This window comes from Ignavibacteriales bacterium (assembly GCA_016709155.1).
In the GTDB taxonomy this organism is placed as follows: domain Bacteria; phylum Bacteroidota; class Ignavibacteria; order Ignavibacteriales; family Ignavibacteriaceae; genus JADJEI01.
Genome location: JADJEI010000001.1, coordinates 1450933 through 1473972, shown reverse-complemented (window position 1 = coordinate 1473972; position 23040 = coordinate 1450933). Strand labels below are relative to the sequence as shown.

Here is a 23040-nt window from a genome sequence, read left to right as displayed (position 1 = left end):
TTTTAATAGCCATTATATTATTTTTTAACCTGAACCTATTGGCGCAACAAGATACGTTAATCTCCTACTTCCCCAATGGTAAAATTGAATCAAAGGTTTGTTATAAAAATAAAGTCCGCAATGGTGCAGCCTGGATTTATTATGATAATGGGAATTTGAAACAAGAGTTGAACTACATAAACGGCAAAGTCAGTGGACTTATAAAAAATTATACTGCCGCAGGAATTCTTTACGAAATGTTTGTAGTGGAAGCGGGCAAGCGCGAAGGACCCACTTCGTATTTTGACTCACTTGGTGTTTATCAAAAAGACGTAATGTATGTCGAAGGAAGGATGGTGCAGGAACCGCTATTCCCGGAAAAAGAAAATATTAAATTGGAGGAATTGGCTTCCAGTGAAAATATTGAAACAAGAAAGGTGGTAAAGAAAAATTCATCAGTTGAAGAGCTTGTGCCGCTTGAAGTGAACGACGAACTTGAAGATGATCCCGCCTATTATTTAACTGCAGAGATAATGCCCGAACCGGTTGGAGGAATGAAGAAACTGCAGAATAAAGTTCTCTATCCTGATGATGCACGTGAAAACGAAATTGAAGGTGTGGTTAAAATAAAAGCATTCATTAATAAAAACGGCGATGTTACATCTGCCGACGTTGTTGAAGGGCTTGGGTTTGGCTGTGATGATGCAGCGCGAACAATCGTTTACTACGCAAAATTTAAACCTGGTTTACAGCGCGGGCGACCAATAAATGTTCAGATGATCATTCCAATTGAATTTAAATTAAAGGATGATTAATCCACTAAATTAAATCTGAATGCTTGAAGAATTTTTTTCAAATGTTTCGGTGCTTTTTTTATAGAATAATTATTAAACTCACGGCGGTAAGGATATTCTTTCCGCATTAAATCAAAATAAGAGGGGCGAAGTTTTGCATCAAGCTCATTTAGGTGTCGCATCTTTTTATCATCACGGCGAATTTGATAAACTTTCGAAAAAATAAAATCCAGGGTTTCTTCATCTGATTTATTTTCTTCTGCTTCAATAAGTGAATCTTCGGGTATTGCAAGAGTCGGCTTCCAGGTTGGGGCTTCCCCAAGAAAATCGCAAAAATTTTTGTATATCAAATAGGTACCATTCACCTTGCCTTCGAGCGAATAACCGGCAATGTGCGGGGTTGCCATTAATGTTTGATTGAGAAGATTAATATCAACTTCGGGTTCGTGTTCCCAAACATCGAGCACAACATTTAATTTCTTTTTTTCTATAAAAGATAACAGGGCGGTATTATCAATCACGGGTCCGCGCGAGGCGTTGATTAAAATAATTCCATCTTTCATTGATTTGATTTTTTTCTGATCAAGCAGGTGAATCGTTTTATCTTTGTCATCCAAAAGAAGCGGAACATGAAATGTAACAATATCAGCCTGCAAAGCCTCTTCTAATGGGGCATAATCTTTATTGCTTGTTTTTCTTTGCAGTGGCGGATCATTCATAATAATTTCCAGTCCCGCCGCCCTTGCCAATTTTACAACTCTGCTTCCGATATTGCCAACGCCAATAACACCTATGCCTTTATGCTTCAATGAAATATTTTTATCAACTAAAATTCTGAACAGCGCAGTAAAAAGATACTCGGCTACTGCATCGGAGTTACATCCGGCAGCATCAGTAAATTTTATATTTTTTTTATTGAGGTAATTTATATCAACATGGTCAGTCCCAATGGTAGCCGTGCCAACAAATTTAATGTTAGTATTTTCGAGTAAAGATTTATCCACCCGGGTGATTGATCGAACAATTAAAACATCAGCCTTGAGTAGAGTGGCATTGTTTATTTTTCTTCCTTGCATCAATTCAACCTTTCCAAACTGTGTGAAAGCTGCTTCGGCAAAAGATATATTTTCATCGCAAATAATTTTCATAATCGAAAGACTGTCTCCATTTTTAATAGGAAGTTAGTGAAAAATTTTTAGATAAAGCAGAAGATCAATTGTTTTTTCAGCGATCAAAATCTATTTTGTAACGCACTTAAATTAAATTTTGAGCATGTAAATAAGTAGTAACCAAATCATTCACTTAAAATAGGAGAAGGTGCAAATGCTCAGTCAATTACTCCAACCTGAAATCCTATCGTTAATAGAAAACCGGCAATTTGGCACCCTCAAGGAAGTACTGAGTGAGTGGACACCGGCAGATATAGCTGAATTATTTTACCAGGTTTCCGAGAAAGATCAGGTATTAGTTTTTAGGCTGCTGCCAAAAGATATAGCTGCTGATACATTCGAATATCTCGATTTCGACTTTCAGGAAAATCTTCTTAAAGCAATGGGCAAAGAAGAAGTGGCTTCAATTCTAAATGAAATGGACCCTGATGATCGAACAGCTTTGTTTGAAGAATTGCCGGCATCCGCTGCCAAGCATTTGATTCAATTGCTATCTCACGAAGAAAGAAAAATCGCCGTTGCCTTACTCGGTTATCCTGATAATAGCGTCGGTCGTTTAATGACGCCCGATTACATTGCTATTAAACCGGAAATGACAATTCAACAAACTTTGGATTACATTCGTGAACATGGAAATAATAAAGAGACGCTTAATATAGTTTATGTAATTGATGATAAAGGGAAATTAATTGATGACGTTAAGATCAAAGAATTTCTTCTTGCGCCGCTTCATAACACTGTGGCTGATTTAATGGATGAAAATTTTGTCGAACTTCATGTGAACGATGATCAGGAATCTGCAGTAGAAGTTTTTAAGAAATATGACAGGGTGGCGTTGCCCGTTGTTGACAGTGCTGGAATGTTAATTGGTATAGTTACATTTGATGATGTATTCGATGTTGCCGAAGAAGAGGCGACAGAAGATATTCAAAAGTTAGCAGCTATTCAGGCGTTGGATGAAGCATATTCAACAATTTCACTTCCAACTATGCTAAGAAAAAGAGGAAGCTGGCTTGCAGTTTTATTCATCGGTGAAATGTTCACTGCTTCTGCGATGGCGTTTTTTGAAGATGAAATTAGCCGCGCATTGGTTTTGACATTGTTTATTCCATTGATCATTTCCAGCGGCGGTAACTCAGGCTCACAGGCAGCAACATTAGTTATCAGAGCTTTGTCACTCGGTGAAATTACTTTGACAGATTGGTTTATGGTTTTTAAAAGAGAATTGATAACCGGATTAGCCCTTGGAAGCGCATTAGCATTAATAGGATTTTTAAGGATTACGGTATGGGGCATTTCATCTGATGCTTACGGCGAACACTGGGCTTTAATCGGGGCAACCGTAAGTATTTCCTTAGTGGGAGTGGTTCTGTGGGGAACGTTGTCAGGTTCAATGCTTCCATTTATTTTGAAAAGATTAAAACTTGATCCGGCTACTTCTTCGGCACCATTAGTAGCAACATTAGTTGATGTAATCGGGGTTGTGATTTATTTCACCGTTGCTCTGTTCGTTTTAAGAGGAACTTTATTATAAAAATCTTATAAATAAATTTGAAGTTAATGGTTCTGAATCTCAAATCACTTAAAGGGAATTTTAATATATTTCAGATATGAAAGGAATAGTTTTAGCCGGCGGGGCAGGCTCCCGTCTTTATCCCATCACAAAAGTTTACAGCAAACAATTAGCGCTTATTTATGATAAGCCGCTTATTTATTATCCCGTATCAATATTAATGCTTGGCGGAATAAAAGACATTCTTATTATATCAAATAAAGAGACTATCCCGATGTACAAACATTTGTTTGGAGATGGATCGCATCTTGGTATAAATATTTCCTATGCTTTGCAGGATGCACCAAACGGAATTGCCGAAGCCTTTATTATTGGCGAAAAATTTATTGGCAGTGATTGCGTTACGCTTATTTTGGGTGACAATATTTTCTACGGCTATCTTGATTTTTTTTACAAAGCACTTGAGCTAAAAAATGGCGCAGTAATTTTTGGCTACAAAGTAACTGATCCTGAAAGATATGGTATAGTCGAATTTGACAAAGAAGGCAAAGCAATTTCAATCGAAGAAAAACCTAAAATCCCAAAATCAAATTATGCTGTTCCCGCTTTATACATTTTTGATAATGAAGTTATAAATATTTCAAAAAATCTTAAGCCTTCAGCCAGGGGGGAGATTGAAATAACGGATGTTAATAAAACCTATATGTTAAAAGAAAAACTTAAGGTGGAAAAGATTGGACGCGGAGTCGCGTGGCTTGATACAGGTACTCCCGAAGCGTTACTTGCTGCTTCAAATTTCTTTGGCGTAATTGAAGACAGGCAGGGGTTGAAAGTCGCTTGCCTCGAAGAGATCGCATTCAACAAATCTTTTATAACATTTTCTGAGTTTGGAAAACTTGTGTCAGCAATGCCGAATTCTTTGTACAGGAATTATCTCGAAAAAATATTGAAAGAAAATATAGAACCGCATGGAAATTCTTAAAACTGTTATAGACGGAGTTCTGATTATCAAACCAAAAGTATTTGAAGACAGCCGCGGCTATTTTTTTGAATCGTTTAACTTGAAAAAATATCAGGAAGCAGGATTAAATTTTAATTTTGTTCAGGATAATATTTCAAAGTCACAAAAAGGAACTGTAAGAGGGCTGCATTATCAAATTGGTGATAAAGTGCAAGGAAAACTTTGTTTTGTATTGTTTGGAATTGTGCTTGATGTAGCAGTAGATATAAGATTCAATTCACCCACCTTTGGGAAATATCATTCAGAAGAACTTTCCGCTGAAAATCACAAACAACTTTGGATTCCGCCGGGATTCGCTCACGGATTTTCAGTGCTTTCTGATTTTGCAATTTTTGCTTACAAATGCACTGACTATTACAGCAAAGAACACGAGCGAGCAATTCTTTTTTCCGATCCCGAATTGAATATTGATTGGAAAGTTGAATTACCAATTGTATCCGAGAAGGACAAGTTTGCAATTCCATTCAACAAAATGGAAAAAGATTTTATCTAACGATTTGGCGGCTGAACTATCGTCGTAATTATTTTTCCTTTCGTTTCTATTTAATTTTATCATAATATTTTTAACGGAGAATTAATGAAAGTTCCATTATTAGATTTACACCCGCAATATCAATCTCTTAAAAAAGAATTAGACGAAGCAGTGCTTCGTGTTTCTGAATCACAATATTTTATTCTTGGTCCAGAAGTTGAGAAACTTGAAAAATCGTTAAGTGAATTTCTCGGCTGCAAATATACCTATGGAGTTTCTTCCGGCACAGATGCTCTATTGTTAGCGCTGATGGCAATTGGTATTAAGCCTGATGATGAAGTTATTGTCCCAACTTATTCTTTTTTTGCAACAGCAGGAGTTGTTTCAAGATTAAATGCCACCCCCGTTTTTGTTGATATTGATCCGGTTACTTTCAATATTAATGTTGATCAAATTGAATCTAAAATTACATCCAAAACCAAAGCTATTATTCCTGTTCATCTTTATGGTCAAAGCTGCGAGATGGATAAAATAATGGAGATTGCCGGCAAACACAATTTGCGTGTTATTGAGGATGGGGCACAAGCAATCAGCACGCAGTACAAGGATGGCAGATGTGTCGGCACAATCGGCGACATCGGCTGTTTTTCTTTCTTCCCGAGTAAAAATCTTGGCGGTTACGGCGACGGTGGATTAGTAGCAACCAACGATGATGGACTTGCTTATAAATTAAAAATTATGCGAGTACATGGCGGCGAACAAAAATATTATCACAAAGTGATTGGTGGAAACTTCAGAATAGATGCTTTACAAGCCGCCGTACTGAATGTAAAATTACCTCATTTAAATTCGTGGTCTGCCAAACGAAGAGAAAATGCCGAAACCTATAATAGTATGTTTATTCAATCAGGTTTGTCCGAAGGGGTGGGTAGAACTTCATTTGATGAAAAAAATAAAGTGCTTTTGCCTGCTGCTGTTTGTAAAAATATAAACGGCTTAACTAATTATCATATTTATAATCAGTACATAATCAGGATGAAAAACAGAGACGAAGTGAAAAAATATCTTGCGGATAATGAAGTATCATCCGAAATTTATTACCCCGTTTCTTTCCATCAACAGGAATGCTTCTCAAATCTCAATTATAAAAAGGGAGATTTTCCATTTGCTGAAAATGCAACTGAAACTTCATTAGCAATTCCGATTTATCCTGACGTTTCCAAAGAACAAATCGCTTTTGTGGTGGAAAAGATTAAAGAGTCGGTCAATTAAAAATATCGGCAGTACTTTTTTATATTTATTTTCAAATTGCAGCACGTTTATAATTTAGCTAAAAAATCATCAGGAAATTTAAATGAAAAAAATAATTGTTCTTTTCTTTATAGTGACTTGTTTGCAAATGCAGGCACAGGTAGTTTATGAACCTCTGCATCGGGATGTCTATAATTTCCTTTCGCGTTTAAGTCAGAAAGGAACAATCACTTTCAATGATGAAATTAAACCTCTTTCTCGAAAATATATTTCAGAGAAACTTAGTGAAGTTTCTGAAAAACTTTCTGAATTAACATCGCTTGAAAAAGAAGAGCTTGAATTTTTTAAGCAGGATTTCTTTTATGAATTGAATTTGAAAACCGATACTACAAAGCACTTCTCTTATTTAGGCAAAGATGATGCTGGACGAATGAGATTGTTTTCTTACAAAGATGATTTGTTTACTTTTAATCTGAGTCCAATTTTGGGTTACTCTTACGGAAAAAATGATGGACTGCGCAATAATCATTTTTGGAACGGTGTGTATTTTTACGGGTACGTTTCTGATGCTATTGGTTTTAGTTTTGATTTTAGGGATAATTCAGAAAATGGGAAAGGAGTTGATTTCAGCAAAAGTTTTACCCCGGTTACAGGCATCAGTTCAAGGGGGCATGGAACTAATATTCAATACAGTGAAGGCAAAACTACAATTGCAACTGGTTGGAGTTGGGGAAGTTTTGCAGTTGGGAAAGATTTTTTAGAATGGGGATACGGTGAAAGCGGCAAGCTTGTACTTTCTCAAAAAGCCCCATCCTTTCCATTTATTAGATTAGATGTGCAGCCTGTAAGCTGGTTAAGATTTAATTACATTCATGCCTGGCTTGCTTCGGACATAGTAGATTCTAATAGTTTCTATCCTGTTTATAATGATGGACAAAGATTTTTGTTTAGAGATAAATTTCTTGCTTCTCATACCTTAACAATAACACCTTTGAAAGGCTTGGACATTTCGCTTGGTGAATCTATTATATATAGTGATAAGCTTGAGCCGGTTTATTTTTTCCCATTAGCATTCTTCAGAGTTGTTGATCACTATCTCAGCAGACAAAACAACTCCGCCGGTTCAAACTCGCAATTCTTTTTTGGCGTCAGCTCAAAAAATCATTTGAAGAATACGCATGTATATTCAACACTTTTTATTGACGAGATAACACTCTCCGGACTATTTAATTCGGAGGATCAACGCAATCAAATGGGTTTAACAATCGGCGGTTCAATTACGGATCTTCCAATTAATAATTTAACGTTCACGACGGAGTTCACTAAAATATTCCCTTTTGTTTACAGCCATTTTATTCCTACTCAAACATACCAAAGCGGTTCGTACCCACTTGGTCATTGGATGGGGGCAAATGCAGATTTGTTTTATGCTTCACTTAATTATAGAATTCTTCGCGGGCTTCAGGTAAAGGTATGGGGGCAGTATATTCGAAAGGGTGAGGCAGGAACTTTAATTCAGCAATACTCGCAACCGCAGCCGCCTTTTCTTTTTGGTTTAAGAAATAACTTTTCTTACTTTGGTTTTTCAGCAAGCTATGAATTTATTCACGAACTTTTTGCAAAATTAGATTTCCAGCAAACTAAAAACGAGGCGCAGCAATCTGATTTGAGTTTCATTAATAAAAGCACGAACCAATTTAGCTTTGCGGTTTATTACGGATTATAATAATGACTTTTGATAATTCATATAAAACGAAGAAAATTTATATCGCCGGACATCGCGGAATGGTTGGTTCTGCAGTGATGCGTAATCTGACTCAAAACAAGTACGAGAATATTTTAGTGAAAACTTCTGCTGAACTTGATTTGAAAAAACAGAATGAGGTTCAAAAATTTTTTCAAAATGAAAATCCACAAGTTGTAATTATCGCTGCTGCAAAGGTTGGTGGGATTCATGCAAACAATACTTTTCGTGCTGAGTTTTTGTACGATAATCTGATCATAGAAGCAAATCTTATTCATTCTGCTTATCAAAATAAAGTAGAGAAATTAATTTTTCTTGGAAGTTCTTGCATTTATCCAAAACTTGCGCCCCAGCCTTTGAAGGAAGAATCGCTGCTTTCAGGTTATCTTGAAATTACAAATGAACCTTATGCAATTGCAAAAATTGCGGGGATAAAACTCTGCGAAAGTTATTACAAGCAGTACGGCTGTAATTTTTTCTCAGCAATGCCGACAAATCTTTACGGACCTAATGATAATTTTGATCTTCAAACATCGCATGTGCTGCCGGCGTTAATCAGAAAATTTCACGAAGCAAAATCAAATGCAAGTAAAACAGTTATGATGTGGGGATCGGGAAAACCAAAGAGAGAATTTCTTTACGTTGAAGATCTTGCAGAGGCGATTACTTTTCTTTTAGAAAATATCAATGCAAAAGATTTATACGAAAATGAAATCTCACAAATAAATGTTGGTACCGGTGAAGACTTAACTATTTCAGATCTTGCTGATTTAATTGCAGAAGTTGTTGGCTTTAATGGTAAAATAGTTCATGATTCATCAAAGCCCGATGGAACACCGCGTAAACTTATGGATGTTTCAAGAATAAATAAACTTGGATGGAAAGCCAAAACAAAATTAAAAGATGGGATCACTCAGACGTACAAATGGTATTTAAAAAATATCATTAAGTAACTTTAATATTTAATTATACAGGGAAAAAATGAAGAAAGCACTAATTACAGGAATTACAGGGCAGGATGGGAGTTATCTAACAGAACAACTAATTCAAAAAGGTTATCAGGTTCATGGAATAATCAGAAGAAGCAGTTCATTTAACACAGCGAGAATTGATCATCTTTATTCCGATCCCGAAATCCTCAATAAAAAATTATTTCTGCATTACGGCGATCTTGTTGATACAAGTAATATGAATCGCTTGCTGGAAAAAATTGAGCCGGATGAAATTTATAATCTTGCTGCACAAAGTCACGTTAAAGTTTCATTTGAAGTTCCGGATTATACTGCACAGGTTGACGGACTTGGCACACTCAGATTTCTTGATGCAATTCGTGAAGTTGGTTTAAGACAGGTGAAGTTTTATCAGGCATCTACAAGTGAATTATTTGGTAAGGTGCAGGAGATCCCGCAGACTGAAAAAACTCCTTTCTATCCGCGCTCGCCTTATGGAGTAGCAAAGCTTTATGCTTACTGGATTATTGTTAATTACCGTGAAGCGTATAACATTTTTGCCTGCAACGGTATTTTGTTTAATCACGAGTCGCCAAGGAGAGGGGAAACTTTTGTTACGAGAAAAATTACGCGTGCAGTTTCAAGAATTGTGGCAGGTTTGCAGGAGAATCTTTCGGTGGGAAATCTGCATTCAAAAAGAGATTGGGGATATGCACCTGAATATTGCGAAGGTATGTGGAAAATTTTGCAGCACAATACTGCTGAAGATTTTGTGCTTGCTACAAATGAAACACACAGCGTTCGAGAGTTTTGTGAGGTAACTTTTAATGAATTGGGAATTGAAATTGAATGGCGGGGGAAGGGTGAAAATGAAATCGGCGTAATTAAAAAAATAAATCTTGATAAAGCTGCTCAACTGATCAGTGACTCCAAAAACAAAAATAATTTTAAATATAAAATCACCGATAAATTAAAGGAAGGTGATACCGTCATTACCGTTAATCCAAGATATTACAGACCAACAGAAGTTGATTTGCTGATAGGTAATCCCGCAAAAGCTCAGGAACTTTTAGGCTGGAAGACTCAAATAGGATTTAAAGAGTTAGTTAAGTTGATGACTAAAGCGGATTTTGAAAAAGTTTTGATGAGAGGATTTTAAGAATCTGTGTCAACATTCAGCCATTTATTTTATCTCGTACAAATAATTTGGCAGTTTGATTTCGATACCTGTATAAGCACCCGTAAGGTCAGTCCACTGATCACCGACAGTTCCGAGAATTTCATAACCACGTTGAGTTAGCTCAGTCCGTTTTTTGCTTTTAAATTCTTGTGATTTTATATTTTGCTCGTCCTCTCTTTGAGTAATCAAGGTATCGAATTTTGTATAGCCGGCTTGAATAAGATTTTTATAAGTGACATCATATTCGGAGGAATTTCTTCCGGTAAGAAAAATAATTTTAACTCCTTTATTCAGGAAGTAAAAATATAAATCCTGAGTTTGTTTAATTGCCGGAGCTTTTAGTTCTTCATTCCATTTTTTGTTTAGTTCATAAACGTAACCAAAATCCATTTGTTTGGCTAAGCCGTAATTATTAAGCGCAGTTTCATCAACATCAAAAATTACAGCGGAGTTTTTCTTAATCTCAACTTTACTAAACATTTCTTTTGCATCTTCAATTACATCATACATTTCTTCATCGAACTTTCCTGATTCATAATAATCTTTAACGATATCTTTTGCGGTTCTAAGATTTACAAGTTGGTTAGATGAACAACTAAAGAGAGTAAGTGCAAGTGTGAGAGTAAGAACAAATAATTTCATAAAATTCCTATTAACAATTAAACAATAAAAATTAAATTAAAGATTATCGGTGCCAAATGTATCCCCCTGCCTAATATCACCGGTAGTAAATCCTTTATAGAACCAGCGTTTTCTTTGTTCCGAAGTACCGTGAGTGAAAGATTCGGGAACAACATAGCCCTGTGACTGCTTTTGAATTCTGTCATCGCCAACAGCACTTGCGGCATTTATTGCTTCGTCTAAGTCACCTTCCTCAAGAAGCCTTTTCGATTTGTCAGTGTAATGTGCCCAAACTCCTGCATAAAAATCTGCTTGAAGTTCTAATCTGACTGAGTATTTGTTGTACTCTTCTTCACTTAATCGTGAGCGAAGTTGATTCATTTTATCCATTGTTCCTAAAAGGTTTTGAATATGATGTCCGACTTCGTGAGCAATCACGTAAGCCATTGCAAAATCTCCGGGTGCTTTAAATCTTTTTTGGAGTTCGTCAAAGAAACTTAAATCAATATACAGTTTCTCATCACCGGGACAATAAAAAGGTCCGGTTGATGCACCTGCCGTACCGCAGGCAGATTGCACACTTCCCGTGAATAAAACTAATTTTGGCTCACGATAGTTTTCACCAAGGTCAGAAAATATTTTATGCCATGTATCTTCAGTTTCTGCAAGCACTACGGAAACAAACTGTGCGAGTTCTTTTTCTTCTGCTGTTTCAGAATAATTAGAATTGGATGTTTGTTGATCTGTTTGAATATTTTGCAGCAGCGAAGTTGGATCGCCGCCTAAAAGCATAACGATCAGAATGATTACAATTCCACCGATACCCCCGCCTATAATGCCTTTCGATGAAAGCCCTCGTTTGTCTTCAATGTTTGAGCTTCCTCTTCTTCCTTGCCAGCGCATAAAATGACCTTTAAATGAATTTATAAATTAATTAAAGTTGACTATCCGTAAATTAACACTTTAGAAAATAATTTGGCAATGAAGCAAATCAACCACATTGAGGCAAATTGGCAATAAAATAATTCAATAGAATGTTTTGCTCTTCCGAAAAATCGCGATCACTCTCAGTGAATGATTTAAATAGCTATTTCTTCTCTTTAAAAAAGAATAACAACGGTCTTTCCAATCTTGCTGCCCACTCTTTTTCATTGTGTTCGGCTCCGGGGACATATTGGTAATCAATATCAGTCCCGACGACATAACCCTTTTGGGTCAACAAACAGAACATTTTCTGCCCTCTGATTAACCCATCCTCACCATGATCAATATAAAATTTAACATGCTTTTTAGGACCGTTGTATAATTCAACTTGCTTAATACTTCTATCGTTATTAAAATAAAATGAACTTGAAAGGCAGCCAGCCATTGAAAAAACTTCCGGATGGTGCCACGCAGCATAAAATGAAATTAATCCCCCCATAGATGAGCCCATTATAGCAGTATCTTCTTTCCCTGTCTTCGTTTTATATTCGAAATCTATAAAAGGCTTTAACTCATCAATAATAAAACTTAAATATTTCTGTCCCTTATCACTCCAGCTGTACTCCTCTAATCTATCAGTGGTGTTATAGATTCCCACAACAATTATTTCTTTTATCTTTTTCTGTCGGATAAGTTTAGTTACTGTTTCATCAATGCGCCAGTCCTTTCCGGCATAAGAAGTCTTAGGGTCAATTATATTTTGACCATCGTGCATGTAAAGAACCGGATAGGTCTTATCAGGATGTTTTTGAGGGTTGTAACCATTTGGCAGCCAGACAACAATGTCTCTTTTGTTGTTCAATAATTTTGAATTAAACTGGCGATAGTATTCTACTTTGCCAATGATTTCATCTCTTTCTTGCCCCGGTTTCCGCTTATTTTTTTTATTCTCCTCTGACATTGAATTAAAATATTTTTAATTTGAAATTTTTTTAAATTGAAACATAAAATAATAAGTAAGTGATAATTAACGCAGGGATATTCTTTAAAGTATTTCTTGTTAAATAGAGATCTCTGATGGCACTGCCACAATCGTTATTCTTATGCAAACAGGCATAGCAGCACCCCACGCATTCCTTAACCTATTTCGAGACTTACTAATTATAGTCTAAAATTGTTAAATATTTTTAGGATAAATTTATTTTAAAGTAAGAAAGTGTGAAGAAAAAGTGCGAATAAATTAAAAAAGTTTTTGTTTTTTGAATAGTTTTGTACTAAGTTTTAGTGCGGTGAAAGCACCGAGTTTTTTTTTCACTATTTTTTCAGAGGTCAGTTCGTGAGTACTAAATTGTTTATAGGGAGTCTTCCCTGGGCAGTTAACGACAAAGCTTTGAGGGAAATGTTTGAATCTCATGGCGCAGTCGTTACTGCAAAAGTTGTTACCGATCGTCAGACCGGTAAATCGAGAGGATTTGGATTTGTTGAAATGGAAAATGAATCCGAAGCAAGTGCAGCTATCACAGCATTGAATGGTACGGAAGTAAATGGACGTAACATTATTGTAAGTGAAGCAAAGCCAAAGGAAAAATGATTCGAAGGTTTTCTTGCCAATTCTTAAGCGCTCTTTTTGAGCGCTTTTTTTTATTAAAAAATAAACGAATTAATTCCGACTCTAAAATTATTTTCTCCCCTGTAATTTAATTTCCACGCAAATTCGATTTTTAATGGAATCAATGGATGCGCGATTCCGAATCCTGCTTCATAAAAGGGATGAGGGAAAGAATCAATATTGTTCGGAACAATTGAGCTGGTATTTTCTCCGGTTTCTACAATTGCCATATTAATAAATGTGTTTAATTGAAGTTGCATCTTGCTTAGAAAAGGTAAATCTAAAGTTTTGAAAATTTCATCATACCAGTTTTGTTCAATATTTATTGTTAAAACTCTTTCGCCAACAACTTGATTCAGATTCAAAGTCCTGAACGTAAATTCCCGGGAAGTTAAATCAATATTTCCCGGTAGTGAAAATAATTTTTGATATGGCAGAGTGCCATCGTTATACATCCCATAAATTAAAAATCTTAAAGAAGAATTTCTGAAGTTTTGCAAAGCGCCGCTCAACTTCAATTCGTAAGTGGTAAAATCAAAATCCGATCTCAAAAAATCATTAGATGAATAAGTAACATCACCGGAAAGCAGTACAAAAGATTTTCCAAAGGAAACTCTATTCCTGAAGTAACCATCTTCGATGTAATCTCTGAAATCAATTGTAAAGCCGCTTGAAACGGAATTTATTGTAACTTCGTTTATAGGAAGATTAGCTTTGTAAGTTTTCTTATCATAAAATAAAGAAACATTAGTTTTATTTTCAGCAATTAAATCTTTTGAGTGATTAAATCCCAGACGAAGTTTTAGCACTGGAAAAACTTCTCCCTCTAAGTTAATACCGCCTCCTTGTGAGTAGTAGTAATCTCTGAATTCGTATTTAGAAATCAGCGAAAGCAGCGTACTCGTTAGTTCGTTATAATTTTCACTATTATCAAAAAGGATTTTTAATTTGTTAAAAAGATTCAGATTCATACTGATAGTTCTGTAATCTCCGAGTAGAACTTTCGAATTAAAATTCCATTTGAATTTTTTGTCGGAAAACCCGTACCCTGTATTGAGTGATAAACTTATTCGTCGGTTATTCAGTTCATACAACCATACACCATAATCAAAAGAATGTCCTTCAATCCTGTTGAAGTGGTACATACCTAACGGCGCACTTGTCGAGGCATTTTCAGAAAGATTCATTTTCGTAGAGAAAATAGAAAAATCGTCCCAAATATTTGTAGGAATATTTTTTAAGCTGTCAATTCTCTCATAAGCTAATTGCTCTTCAGTTGTATTCGGGATCGTTTGTGTGGCGAACCAATATGTTGAATCTTTTTCATCGGCTTCCGGAAGAACCGTAATTATTGCTTTGTTAAAAATATCATTACTAATGCTGCTATTGATTTTATAATTATATAGAATAGTGTTCATTTCAAAACCAAACTTTGCAAGTCCCATAAAATTTACTTTAATAAATAATCTATAATCAACGGGCATATAAACTGATTCATCGAACAAAGCAAACTGCTGGAATATATTATTCGTATCTAAAATTCCTCCGGTATTTGCAGCCCGATTTAACTGCACATCAACTTTAATTAAATCGAAAGTACTGTCGGTAATAAAAATACTTCCCTCGAAACCAGGATCATCTTTATCATCGGGTGACATGTAAAGTTGAAATACTCTTCTGTCATCAATGGCCAAAGTTTTTTGTATGTAGAAATAATAATAGTCGAGTGTGTTCTCTGCTAAAGGTCCTGGCAAATCCTTGCCGAAAAAATTCACATCATCATCATAAAAATTTAGGATGAATCTTCCGCCGGTAAGAATATTTATTGATGCAGGAAAATTTGAACTTTGTTTTCTTGCAAGAATAATTTCTTTGAAGCCATCAGGTTTTTTGAAATATCCTTTGCTTTGATTTTCAAGAATACCTGTGATTTTCAATTCGCTCGAATCTGCCCCGATGCCAATCCCCACGCTGTTATTGCCTGCCGATATTTCCTTCTGTGATCTCACAAGTCCTTTTGTGTAAGACTCGAATTCGTAATCAGTAATTTTCAATTCTCGTTCATGCTTTTTCAGAATTGCTTTTCTTATTATTTCGAGGGCGGGGTTTTCGCCTGGCAGGATTACTATTTCGGGTAAATCCACTTTGGATTGAAAAAGTGAAAAGATAATTTCACTTCTATCTGAATCAAGATTGATTGAAATAGTATCCGAAATAAATCCAATATATGAAACTATCAAATCGTATTTGCCTTGAGCAAGTTTCAATTCATAATTGCCTTCGGCGTTTGCTGAAGTACCAAGACTTGTTTTATCAACTCTTATATTTGCAAATGGTAAAGGTTGGTTGTTAGCCTCATCGGTAACTTTGCCGCGAACAAAAAAATCGCTCTGCGAAAATAAAATGGAGTGATAAAAAATAAACACCAAAAGAAAGGAAATTGTTTTCATAATAATTTATTAATTGATTTTACCTTGTTCTAAAATATGTTTTCTTCCTTCAAATTGAAAAGATCATATTGACAAGTGGTCAAATAATTACGGGGAATGTATATACACCTACATTTCGTGCAGCATTTACTTCAATATTTAGAGCGGAGTTTCTATTTTGTTATATCGAAAAAAGAATATTAAAGGTATCAAAAATGAAATTAAAAAAATTTCTAAAATTTATTGTTTTACTTTTGTTTACATATTTCCCTCCTGCCTATGGGCATATAACCAACTACATCTTTGGTGATGCTGATACGATTACGAACGCAGATAGTTTAGTCAGTCCGAAGGATTTAACCGCTGATTCAGTAATTCAGAAATACATTGAGTCTATTGGTGGTTCAGATTCAATTAAAAATGTTGTTGACCGTACGACCGTTATGCGAGGCACTGTTCAAGGACAAAATGTTACGATTGTTTCCTATCAGAAATCACCCAATAAATTAAAGCAGGATATAAAATTCGGGACCTTCAACCAGCAATTACTTTATGATGGGCAAAAAGGTGTAATGTCAACCGGAGAAAATGAAATTGAAATTTTGGACGAAGAACTTGAGAAATTAAAAGCAGAAGCAACTCTTGATTTTATCCTTCATCCCGCTGACTATGGAGTTAAAATCACTTTAATTGGAATGAAAATGATAGAGGCTAAAAATTGTTATGAAGTTAGATTCACATTGCCAAGCGGAACAAATTGGGCTCAATTCTTTGATGCTGAAACAGGCTATAAAGTGAAAGAAGAAAAAAAAGTTGTTACCAAGCAGGGTGCTTTTGATCAGCAAACTTTTTTCTATGATTACAAGCCGGTGAACGGTGTTAAATATCCCTTCAGAATTAAACAGTCCTTTGGTGCCCAACAGCTTGAGTTTAATGTTAGCTCAATTAAAACAAACTCAGGATTAAAAGATGAAATATTCACAATTAAATAAATAAAAAAATGAATTTGAAATATTCTGTAATTGTGTTTGATCTTGGTAACGTTCTAATTCCATTCGATTATAAAATAATGACTGATCGGTTAAATAAAGTTTCATCAGGGTTGGGGGAAAAATTTTTAGCTGAATACAAAAATAATTATCATATTCACCGCAGTTATGAAAGCGGCACGATGACAGATCAACAGTTCATTGATAAGATGCTGAATATCCTTGATTATAAAATTGACAGCGAAACTTTTTGCCGATTTTTTTCTGAAATATTCAGAGTAAACCAGGACATTGCAAATTTACTTCCTAAGTTGAAAAAAAATTATAAATTGATTTTACTTTCAAATACCAATTCGATTCATAAAAAATTTGGGTGGGAGAAATTTGACTTTCTGAAACACTTCGATCGTTTAATCCTTTCACATAAGGTAGGGGCCGTAAAACCCGAAGAAAAAATTTACCGCGCAGTGGAAACTGTTTCAGGGTTTCCGCCGGCTCAACATTTATTTATTGATGATGTAAAGGAATACTGTGATGCTGCAATTAAATTAGGTTGGGATGCCATAAATTTTGTCAGCTATGAAAATCTAATTCAAGAGTTTCAAGTAAGAGAGGTCTTATAAAAAATAGTTATTAGTATTTAAATCAATATTGACTATTTCAAAAAAGTTGATTTTATTAGCACCAACAAATATTCAATAATCTACAACACGTTATAATTTTTACATAAAAATCAATCAAGGAAATTTTATGCAGATTGAAGTAACACACGATATCGAGAACAAGAAGTTTACTGGAACCGTTGACGGCAAAGAATGTTATCTGAGATATCGAATGAGGGGGGAGGATACAATTGATCTATATTATACTTATGTTCCGTATGATTTCCGCGGTAGAGGAATCGCTTCGGAAATTGTTAAAGAAGCATTTCAGTATGCCCGCGAGAACGCTCTAATCGTAATACCTACTTGCCCATACATCTGGACATTTCTGGAAAGACACTCCGAATTCCACGATGTAATAATCGGAAGTTGATTCAAATCTTTCAGCCTGATATTTATTTGAGAATTTTTTTATAAAAAATGACTTCAGCGGAAGTGTTTAATTATTATTTTTAAGCATTAAATCATTATTACTATTGGAGCATTCATGAAAAAATTGCAGATATCAATAGGACTTTTTCTTCTCTTTTCTTTCCTCATCTCAGCACAAGACAAGCAGCTCACTTACGAACAAGTATATTCGAGAGGTGAACCGAGGTTACTTGGACCGCTGCCGCGCCTGCAGGGCTGGCTTGATGATAACCACTATCTTGAAACTAAAAGCATTGACGGCAATTCAGTATTATTAAAAGTAGATGCTGAAACAGGTGAGGAGGAAGTATATATTAATTATTCCGAGGTTAATAAAAATCTTCCCGATGGATTCTCAATAGAAAGAAGTGACGATGTAACTGAAGATCGAAATAGTTACTGTTTCGTTAATGATAATGACATCTATTATTATTCTCTTAAAGAAAATATATTTAAACGATTAACTGAAAATATCGAAGAAGAAAAAAATCCCAAATTTTCTCCAGACGGAAATAAGATTGCATTCACACGTTCAAATAATTTATTTTTTGTCAATGTTCAATCGGGCGTTGAGAAGCAGCTAACATCTGACGGTGCAGATGAAATTTATAATGGCTATGCTTCGTGGGTTTATTATGAGGAAATACTTGGTCGTGCTTCAAACTATGCTGCATTTTGGTGGTCGCCAAACAGCCAGATGATTGCTTATTTACGGTTTGATGATTCACCGGTTCCAAAATTTCCACTATTTCGTGCCGATGGAATTCACGGTGAACTTGAGTGGGAACATTATCCCAAACCAGGGGATCCTAATCCAATGGTCAAACTTGGCGTTGCGGATATTAACAACGGTTTAACGACCTGGATTGAAACGGACGAAAATATTGATCGCTATGTAGCGTGGGTTTTTTGGAACACCGACAGCAAACAACTTTTCTATCAATGGATAAACAGAGGGCAGGACACTCTAAAAATATTTTCCTCTGACCCAACTAATGGGAAAAGAAATTTAGTCTATCAGGAAACTCAGCCAACGTGGGTAGAATTTTTAGAAGACGTGTATGTTTTTAAAAATGGAAACGGCTTTTTACTACGCTCAGATATTGATGGATGGAAAAATATTTACTATTATGATAAAAACTGGAAACTGATTTCCAAAATTACCTCCGGTGAAGGGACTGTGACGGATATTTCATTCGTAGATGAAGAAGCCGGATTGGTTTATTATCATGCTTCAAAAGATAAATCTACAGAGACACAGTTTTATAAAGTTGATATTCACGGCGATAATTTTCTTCAGATAACTTCGGAAGCTGGTACTCATAACTGTACTGTATCTCCAAACGGAAATTTTATTATTGATCGCTACACTAATATTCAAACTCCAAGAAAAATATTCATGCTTAACAGCAATGGGCAGTCAATCAGGCTGCTCGGTGATCAAAAACTCTCTGCAATGAATGAGTACAAGCTAGGTCATGTAGAGTTGTTTACTATTCCTTCGGGCGATGGTTTCGATTTTCCTGCTAAATGGATTTTACCTCCGGATTTTGATGAATCAAAAAAGTATCCCGTTGTTATAGATATTTACGGCGGACCTGGTGCACCAACAGTAAGTAACTCCTACGAGTACTGGCTCAATGGATATTATCTGGCTCAGAATGGAATAATCTATATGAGTGTTGATCATAGAGGTTCGGGTCATTTTGGGAAAAAGGGGACAGACTTTATGCATCGCAATTTCGGTAAGTGGGAAATGCATGATTATATTGAAGCAGTTAAATGGCTCCGGTCAAAACCATTTGTTGATGAAACTAAGATTGGAATTACAGGCGGCAGCTATGGTGGTTATGTTACCTGTATGGCTTTAACTTATGGCGCTGATTATTTCACTCATGGAGTTGCAGAATATTCTGTTACTGATTTTCGTCTTTATGATGATATTTATACAGAACGATATATGGATACTCCAGCGGAAAATCCTGATGGATACAATTTTGCCTCGTCTATTACGCACGCTGATAATTACAAAGGACATCTTTTAATTACTCACGGGACAATGGACGACAACGTGCACATGCAAAACACAATTCAGTTGATTGATAAACTTACTACACTGAATAAAGATTTTGAATTGATGTTATATCCGAACGAAAGGCATGGAGTGGGCTGGCCAAAATTCAATCATGCAATAAGAGAACAAGTCCAATTCTGGTTCAGAAATTTTCTTGGGAAAGAATTAATTACTGAGTAAACATAAAAGCATATTTAAAATAAAAAATCCCCGAAAAAAGTTTCGGGGATTTTTTTTATAACAAATAAAATTATTTGTTGTTTGTAACTACCGGCTGCCCGATAATATTCCAATCATTCACTCCGAATAATGGAGTCAAACCGCTGGGAACAACTTCCGGAACAGTTAAATAAAATGATGGTAATGCAACACCCGGATCGGTAAGGGCGCGCATAAATTCCACAACTGCCTGTACTTCATCGTCAGTTAAACCAAGCGGTGTAGTTAAAACAGGATCTAACATATCATCGGATATGCTTGAATGACGTGGTTGAGCACCGTTGTTATAAAATTGAACTACTTCTTCAAGTGTGCCGAAAATTCCATCGTGCATATAAGGAGCAGTTAATTCAACATTTCTCAATGTAGGTGTCCTGAATTTATAACGATCAGCAGGGTCAAGTGTTTTTTCTTCACGACCGGTATCATCACCAGGAATAACACCTTTACCGGGACCGAATTGTGGGACACCGTTTACAACAAATTCAAAGTCAGTAAACATCGGACCGCTATGGCAAGTACTGCATTTTGCCTTTCCAAAGAAAAGCTCAAGTCCTTGTTTCTGAATTTCATTTAAGGCACTCGCATCGCCTCTCACGAAATTATCATAGGGTGTGTAACGACCAACTAATTCTCTTTCGAATGATCCTATTGATCTAACATAAGTTGATGAGTCAATCACCATCTTCGGGTTGTTAGTATGCTGAGAAGCTTCTAATGGAAAAGCAACTGTAAATAACTGAACATACTCAGGTATTTCACGTAATTTTTCAACAACTTTTGTTACTGAAATATTTCCAGCTTCAACATCATCCATTCCATAAGCATCACCTCGCATTTCAACTCTGGAAGTAATCGGACGACTTGCTTGTATTTCCAAGCTGCTTATTCTTCCGTCCCAGAACATAACACCGTTAGAGGAAGGGCTTCCGCTATCGTCAGTATTGAAAGCTAAGTTCCAACATGAAGGTGCATTGCGTGGAGTTAAGGTTACATCCAAACCACTGCTTGCGCATACACCCAATGTTCTACTTGGGCCTAAGCCAAAACCGCCCGTACCTGAAGGTAATTGACGGAAATCGCTAAATCCAAATTGTGGGTGATGGCAAGTACCGCAAGCAACATCCTGTTCACCGCCAAGAATTGGATCATAAAAAAGTAATCTGCCTAAAGCTATTCTTTCTGGAATAGGCGGATTATCTGCGGGATAAGGTATCGAACCTAAAGTCTGAAGATTGTATTTAGCTACTAAATCTTCAGTTGTAGTTTGAACCGGATCTTCATCTTTCTGACATCCCGGCAAAACTGCAAGGAATATAAAAGCTACAAACATAGCAGCAGTCACATTCCATATTGATTTGTACTTTTCGTACATGTTTTTTAACATAATCACTCCTCTCATTGAGTAATTTAAGTTGATGATTGATTAATTAGAAATAACAGGAAATTTGTTTTTATACTTAATCTGTAACTTTTGAAATGAATTCTAAAACCTTGAAAATTCCTATTCGATTACAAAGATGCTACATTTATATTTTTAATAATTAATTTTTTAACCGTAAATAATTGAAAGAAAATTCAGAGAATAACGAATGTTGCAATTTTCGGGGGCAAATATGTAACATTGAATAAACAAAAACAATAGGCTGATAAAATTATTTTATAATGAATCAAGAATTATACCCCAGCAAAAAATAATTGATAGTTGTTAATTCAAATGAAATTCTAAGGGAGTGAAAAATTATTCTGTTTCAAAAAGATAGTAAAAAACAGATGCGTCTCAAAAGAATGCTTTAAAATTCATTTATACACACCGCTCGGAATTCAGTGTCCTGCTCTTTCTGAAAGAGGCTGCGTTGTGAAAAAATCCTGATAGAATCTTGCGGTATAAATTCTTAATAAATCATTTATCCTTTCAAATGAATGGGATTTAATTATTAATCCTGCGTGGTACTTTTTCTCCAGTTTCCAGTAAATTTCAGAATCGTTGTAAGAACTCAAGTCCGGATATTCCTGCTTGGCAAGTGAATTAAGTAAGCCTGCATAATCATTTCGAATTTCCGGTAAGTGATATTCTCCTCTCCCTTTAATATTTCGATTTTTGCCCATTCGCGCCAGAGATTAACTCCCGAGGCTGCTTCTGTAAGTTCTGCAATATTAGCACCGCCAACCCTTGCTGAAGTTTCGAGGAAATAAAATTTACCATCAATATCGGCTTTAATAAATTCTGTGTGTGATACCCCTCTTACCATCCCCATTGCTTTAAGAACTTTTTCATTAAGTTTAAGAAGTTTTTTTTCATCCTCACTTCCGCGAAGCATGGTTTGTGTAGAAAAAACCCTTCCCTCATGAGCAACTTCCATGGGCGGTTTAGCGTATTGATGAGCTAATGCAAAACGGATTTCTTTTTCGTAAATGATTGAATCAACATGGTAAATATTGCCGGGGATAAATTTCTCCATTAAAAAAAATGATTGTTCATCGCCAAGTTCGTTAAGTCTTTTCCAAACTTCAGCTTCGTTATTAACTTTCTTCATTCCGTGAGAGCCAGCCTGCATTCGCGGTTTAATGATCAACGGGAATTTCACTTTTTGCATAAATTCCTTAATGGCATCATAATTTAGAATATGAATAAATTCCGGAACAGGTATTTTCATTTCTGCAGCACGCGTTCTCATTGCAAGTTTATCGCGAAAATATCTTGCGGTTGTATCACCCATCCCCGGTGTTCTAAGATGTTCACGAAGTGCCGCAGCACGTTCTACATCAAAATCATCAAGCGGAACAATGCGGTCAATCTTCTCTGTTCGGGCAAGGTAGCTGACACCATAAAGCAAGTCTTTCATCTGCCATTCTTTATCAATATCTGCGATGTAAAAAATTTCATCAATACTTTCGCGCGGCCAATTCGCTTCTTCAAGACTTTTGGAAGTGATCAATAAAACTCTGCAGCCAAGATTTTTTGCAGCTCGTAAAAATTCCTGACCTTTTTCATAGCTTGTTATGCAAAGAATAGTCAACGGCATTTT

The 23040-nt window shown here is 35.7% G+C and carries 19 protein-coding genes and 1 pseudogene; 13 read left to right on the top strand and 7 right to left on the bottom strand.

Annotated features, from left to right (window positions below; genetic code table 11):
• Nucleotides 1-38 precede the first annotated feature (38 nt).
• Nucleotides 39-794 (top strand): TonB family protein, encoded by a 756-nt coding sequence (locus IPH11_07145; protein MBK6913435.1) that lies wholly within the window; start codon nucleotides 39-41, stop codon nucleotides 792-794.
• On the opposite strand, the gene IPH11_07140 is transcribed toward IPH11_07145, so the two are convergent.
• The gene (locus IPH11_07140; GenBank protein MBK6913434.1) at nucleotides 791-1921 is read right to left on the bottom strand and encodes a 4-phosphoerythronate dehydrogenase; all 1131 of its coding nucleotides are present in this window, start codon (nucleotides 1919-1921) and stop codon (nucleotides 791-793) included. The two genes, IPH11_07145 and IPH11_07140, sit on opposite strands and share 4 nt — an antisense overlap.
• Nucleotides 1922-2096: 175 nt before the next feature.
• Between IPH11_07140 and mgtE the strand changes: the two genes are divergently transcribed.
• The 7 genes from mgtE to gmd all read left to right on the top strand — a co-directional run bounded on the left by mgtE (nucleotide 2097) and on the right by gmd (nucleotide 10052).
• The gene (mgtE, locus tag IPH11_07135; protein ID MBK6913433.1) at nucleotides 2097-3476 is read left to right on the top strand and encodes a magnesium transporter; all 1380 of its coding nucleotides are present in this window, start codon (nucleotides 2097-2099) and stop codon (nucleotides 3474-3476) included.
• Nucleotides 3477-3552: 76 nt separating this feature from the next.
• Nucleotides 3553-4437 (top strand): glucose-1-phosphate thymidylyltransferase RfbA, encoded by an 885-nt coding sequence (gene rfbA, locus IPH11_07130; protein ID MBK6913432.1) that lies wholly within the window; start codon nucleotides 3553-3555, stop codon nucleotides 4435-4437.
• A complete protein-coding gene (gene rfbC / locus IPH11_07125; GenBank protein ID MBK6913431.1) occupies nucleotides 4424-4969 on the top strand; it encodes a dTDP-4-dehydrorhamnose 3,5-epimerase in 546 nt (181 codons plus the stop codon). Before rfbA ends, rfbC begins: the two co-directional genes overlap by 14 nt.
• An 84-nt stretch (nucleotides 4970-5053) precedes the next feature.
• Complete coding sequence (locus IPH11_07120) at nucleotides 5054-6220, top strand: DegT/DnrJ/EryC1/StrS family aminotransferase (protein MBK6913430.1); 1167 nt, start codon at nucleotides 5054-5056, stop codon at nucleotides 6218-6220.
• 82 nt (nucleotides 6221-6302) lie between these two features.
• Entirely contained in the window at nucleotides 6303-7925 is a 1623-nt protein-coding gene (locus IPH11_07115) for a hypothetical protein (protein ID MBK6913429.1), read from the top strand.
• Between the two features lie 2 nt (nucleotides 7926-7927).
• Nucleotides 7928-8896 carry a GDP-L-fucose synthase gene (locus IPH11_07110; GenBank protein MBK6913428.1) on the top strand — a complete coding sequence of 323 codons (969 nt, stop codon included), beginning with the start codon at nucleotides 7928-7930 and terminating at the stop codon, nucleotides 8894-8896.
• Between the two features lie 28 nt (nucleotides 8897-8924).
• Complete coding sequence (gmd, locus tag IPH11_07105; protein MBK6913427.1) at nucleotides 8925-10052, top strand: GDP-mannose 4,6-dehydratase; 1128 nt, start codon at nucleotides 8925-8927, stop codon at nucleotides 10050-10052.
• Between the two features lie 24 nt (nucleotides 10053-10076).
• Here the strand turns inward: gmd and IPH11_07100 are convergent, their stop codons facing one another.
• The 3 genes from IPH11_07100 to IPH11_07090 form a co-directional block, all read right to left on the bottom strand.
• The gene (locus IPH11_07100; GenBank protein MBK6913426.1) at nucleotides 10077-10715 is read right to left on the bottom strand and encodes a hypothetical protein; all 639 of its coding nucleotides are present in this window, start codon (nucleotides 10713-10715) and stop codon (nucleotides 10077-10079) included.
• A 36-nt stretch (nucleotides 10716-10751) separates the two neighbouring features.
• Nucleotides 10752-11597 (bottom strand): neutral zinc metallopeptidase, encoded by an 846-nt coding sequence (locus tag IPH11_07095; GenBank protein MBK6913425.1) that lies wholly within the window; start codon nucleotides 11595-11597, stop codon nucleotides 10752-10754.
• Between the two features lie 184 nt (nucleotides 11598-11781).
• A complete protein-coding gene (locus tag IPH11_07090; GenBank protein MBK6913424.1) occupies nucleotides 11782-12579 on the bottom strand; it encodes an alpha/beta hydrolase in 798 nt (265 codons plus the stop codon).
• A gap of 375 nt (nucleotides 12580-12954) precedes the next feature.
• Here IPH11_07090 and IPH11_07085 point away from each other — a divergent pair, with 375 nt between their 5' ends.
• Complete coding sequence (locus IPH11_07085; protein MBK6913423.1) at nucleotides 12955-13209, top strand: RNA-binding protein; 255 nt, start codon at nucleotides 12955-12957, stop codon at nucleotides 13207-13209.
• A gap of 53 nt (nucleotides 13210-13262) precedes the next feature.
• Here the strand turns inward: IPH11_07085 and IPH11_07080 are convergent, their stop codons facing one another.
• Nucleotides 13263-15677 (bottom strand): carboxypeptidase-like regulatory domain-containing protein, encoded by a 2415-nt coding sequence (locus IPH11_07080; GenBank protein MBK6913422.1) that lies wholly within the window; start codon nucleotides 15675-15677, stop codon nucleotides 13263-13265.
• Nucleotides 15678-15871: 194 nt separating this feature from the next.
• Here IPH11_07080 and IPH11_07075 point away from each other — a divergent pair, with 194 nt between their 5' ends.
• From IPH11_07075 to IPH11_07060, 4 genes are all read left to right on the top strand, one after another.
• On the top strand, nucleotides 15872-16648 hold the full coding sequence (locus IPH11_07075) for a hypothetical protein (protein MBK6913421.1): 777 nt from the start codon (nucleotides 15872-15874) through the stop codon (nucleotides 16646-16648).
• Nucleotides 16649-16662: 14 nt separating this feature from the next.
• Nucleotides 16663-17268: an HAD family phosphatase gene (locus IPH11_07070; GenBank protein ID MBK6913420.1), complete on the top strand. Its 606-nt coding sequence runs from the start codon at nucleotides 16663-16665 to the stop codon at nucleotides 17266-17268.
• A gap of 127 nt (nucleotides 17269-17395) precedes the next feature.
• A complete protein-coding gene (locus IPH11_07065; protein ID MBK6913419.1) occupies nucleotides 17396-17680 on the top strand; it encodes an N-acetyltransferase in 285 nt (94 codons plus the stop codon).
• Nucleotides 17681-17794: 114 nt separating this feature from the next.
• On the top strand, nucleotides 17795-19972 hold the full coding sequence (locus tag IPH11_07060) for a S9 family peptidase (protein MBK6913418.1): 2178 nt from the start codon (nucleotides 17795-17797) through the stop codon (nucleotides 19970-19972).
• Between the two features lie 70 nt (nucleotides 19973-20042).
• Here the strand turns inward: IPH11_07060 and IPH11_07055 are convergent, their stop codons facing one another.
• Both IPH11_07055 and IPH11_07050 read right to left on the bottom strand, forming a co-directional pair.
• Entirely contained in the window at nucleotides 20043-21398 is a 1356-nt protein-coding gene (locus IPH11_07055) for a cytochrome C peroxidase (GenBank protein MBK6913417.1), read from the bottom strand.
• Nucleotides 21399-21835: 437 nt separating this feature from the next.
• A pseudogene (locus IPH11_07050) lies at nucleotides 21836-23037 on the bottom strand (ATP-grasp domain-containing protein).
• Between the last annotated feature and the right edge of the window lie 3 nt (nucleotides 23038-23040).

What these genes read in the sequence shown, in the direction of transcription:
- IPH11_07075 (MBK6913421.1), top strand. Translation starts at nt 15,872, where the DNA reads ATGAAATTAAAAAAATTTCTAAAATTTATTGTTTTACTTTTGTTTACA.
- IPH11_07080 (MBK6913422.1), bottom strand. Translation starts at nt 15,677, where the DNA reads ATGAAAACAATTTCCTTTCTTTTGGTGTTTATTTTTTATCACTCCATT.
- mgtE (MBK6913433.1), top strand. Translation starts at nt 2,097, where the DNA reads ATGCTCAGTCAATTACTCCAACCTGAAATCCTATCGTTAATAGAAAAC.
- IPH11_07060 (MBK6913418.1), top strand. Translation starts at nt 17,795, where the DNA reads ATGAAAAAATTGCAGATATCAATAGGACTTTTTCTTCTCTTTTCTTTC.
- IPH11_07090 (MBK6913424.1), bottom strand. Translation starts at nt 12,579, where the DNA reads ATGTCAGAGGAGAATAAAAAAAATAAGCGGAAACCGGGGCAAGAAAGA.
- IPH11_07115 (MBK6913429.1), top strand. Translation starts at nt 6,303, where the DNA reads ATGAAAAAAATAATTGTTCTTTTCTTTATAGTGACTTGTTTGCAAATG.
- IPH11_07110 (MBK6913428.1), top strand. Translation starts at nt 7,928, where the DNA reads ATGACTTTTGATAATTCATATAAAACGAAGAAAATTTATATCGCCGGA.
- rfbA (MBK6913432.1), top strand. Translation starts at nt 3,553, where the DNA reads ATGAAAGGAATAGTTTTAGCCGGCGGGGCAGGCTCCCGTCTTTATCCC.
- IPH11_07055 (MBK6913417.1), bottom strand. Translation starts at nt 21,398, where the DNA reads ATGTTAAAAAACATGTACGAAAAGTACAAATCAATATGGAATGTGACT.
- IPH11_07140 (MBK6913434.1), bottom strand. Translation starts at nt 1,921, where the DNA reads ATGAAAATTATTTGCGATGAAAATATATCTTTTGCCGAAGCAGCTTTC.
- IPH11_07095 (MBK6913425.1), bottom strand. Translation starts at nt 11,597, where the DNA reads ATGCGCTGGCAAGGAAGAAGAGGAAGCTCAAACATTGAAGACAAACGA.
- IPH11_07120 (MBK6913430.1), top strand. Translation starts at nt 5,054, where the DNA reads ATGAAAGTTCCATTATTAGATTTACACCCGCAATATCAATCTCTTAAA.
- rfbC (MBK6913431.1), top strand. Translation starts at nt 4,424, where the DNA reads ATGGAAATTCTTAAAACTGTTATAGACGGAGTTCTGATTATCAAACCA.
- IPH11_07065 (MBK6913419.1), top strand. Translation starts at nt 17,396, where the DNA reads ATGCAGATTGAAGTAACACACGATATCGAGAACAAGAAGTTTACTGGA.
- IPH11_07100 (MBK6913426.1), bottom strand. Translation starts at nt 10,715, where the DNA reads ATGAAATTATTTGTTCTTACTCTCACACTTGCACTTACTCTCTTTAGT.
- gmd (MBK6913427.1), top strand. Translation starts at nt 8,925, where the DNA reads ATGAAGAAAGCACTAATTACAGGAATTACAGGGCAGGATGGGAGTTAT.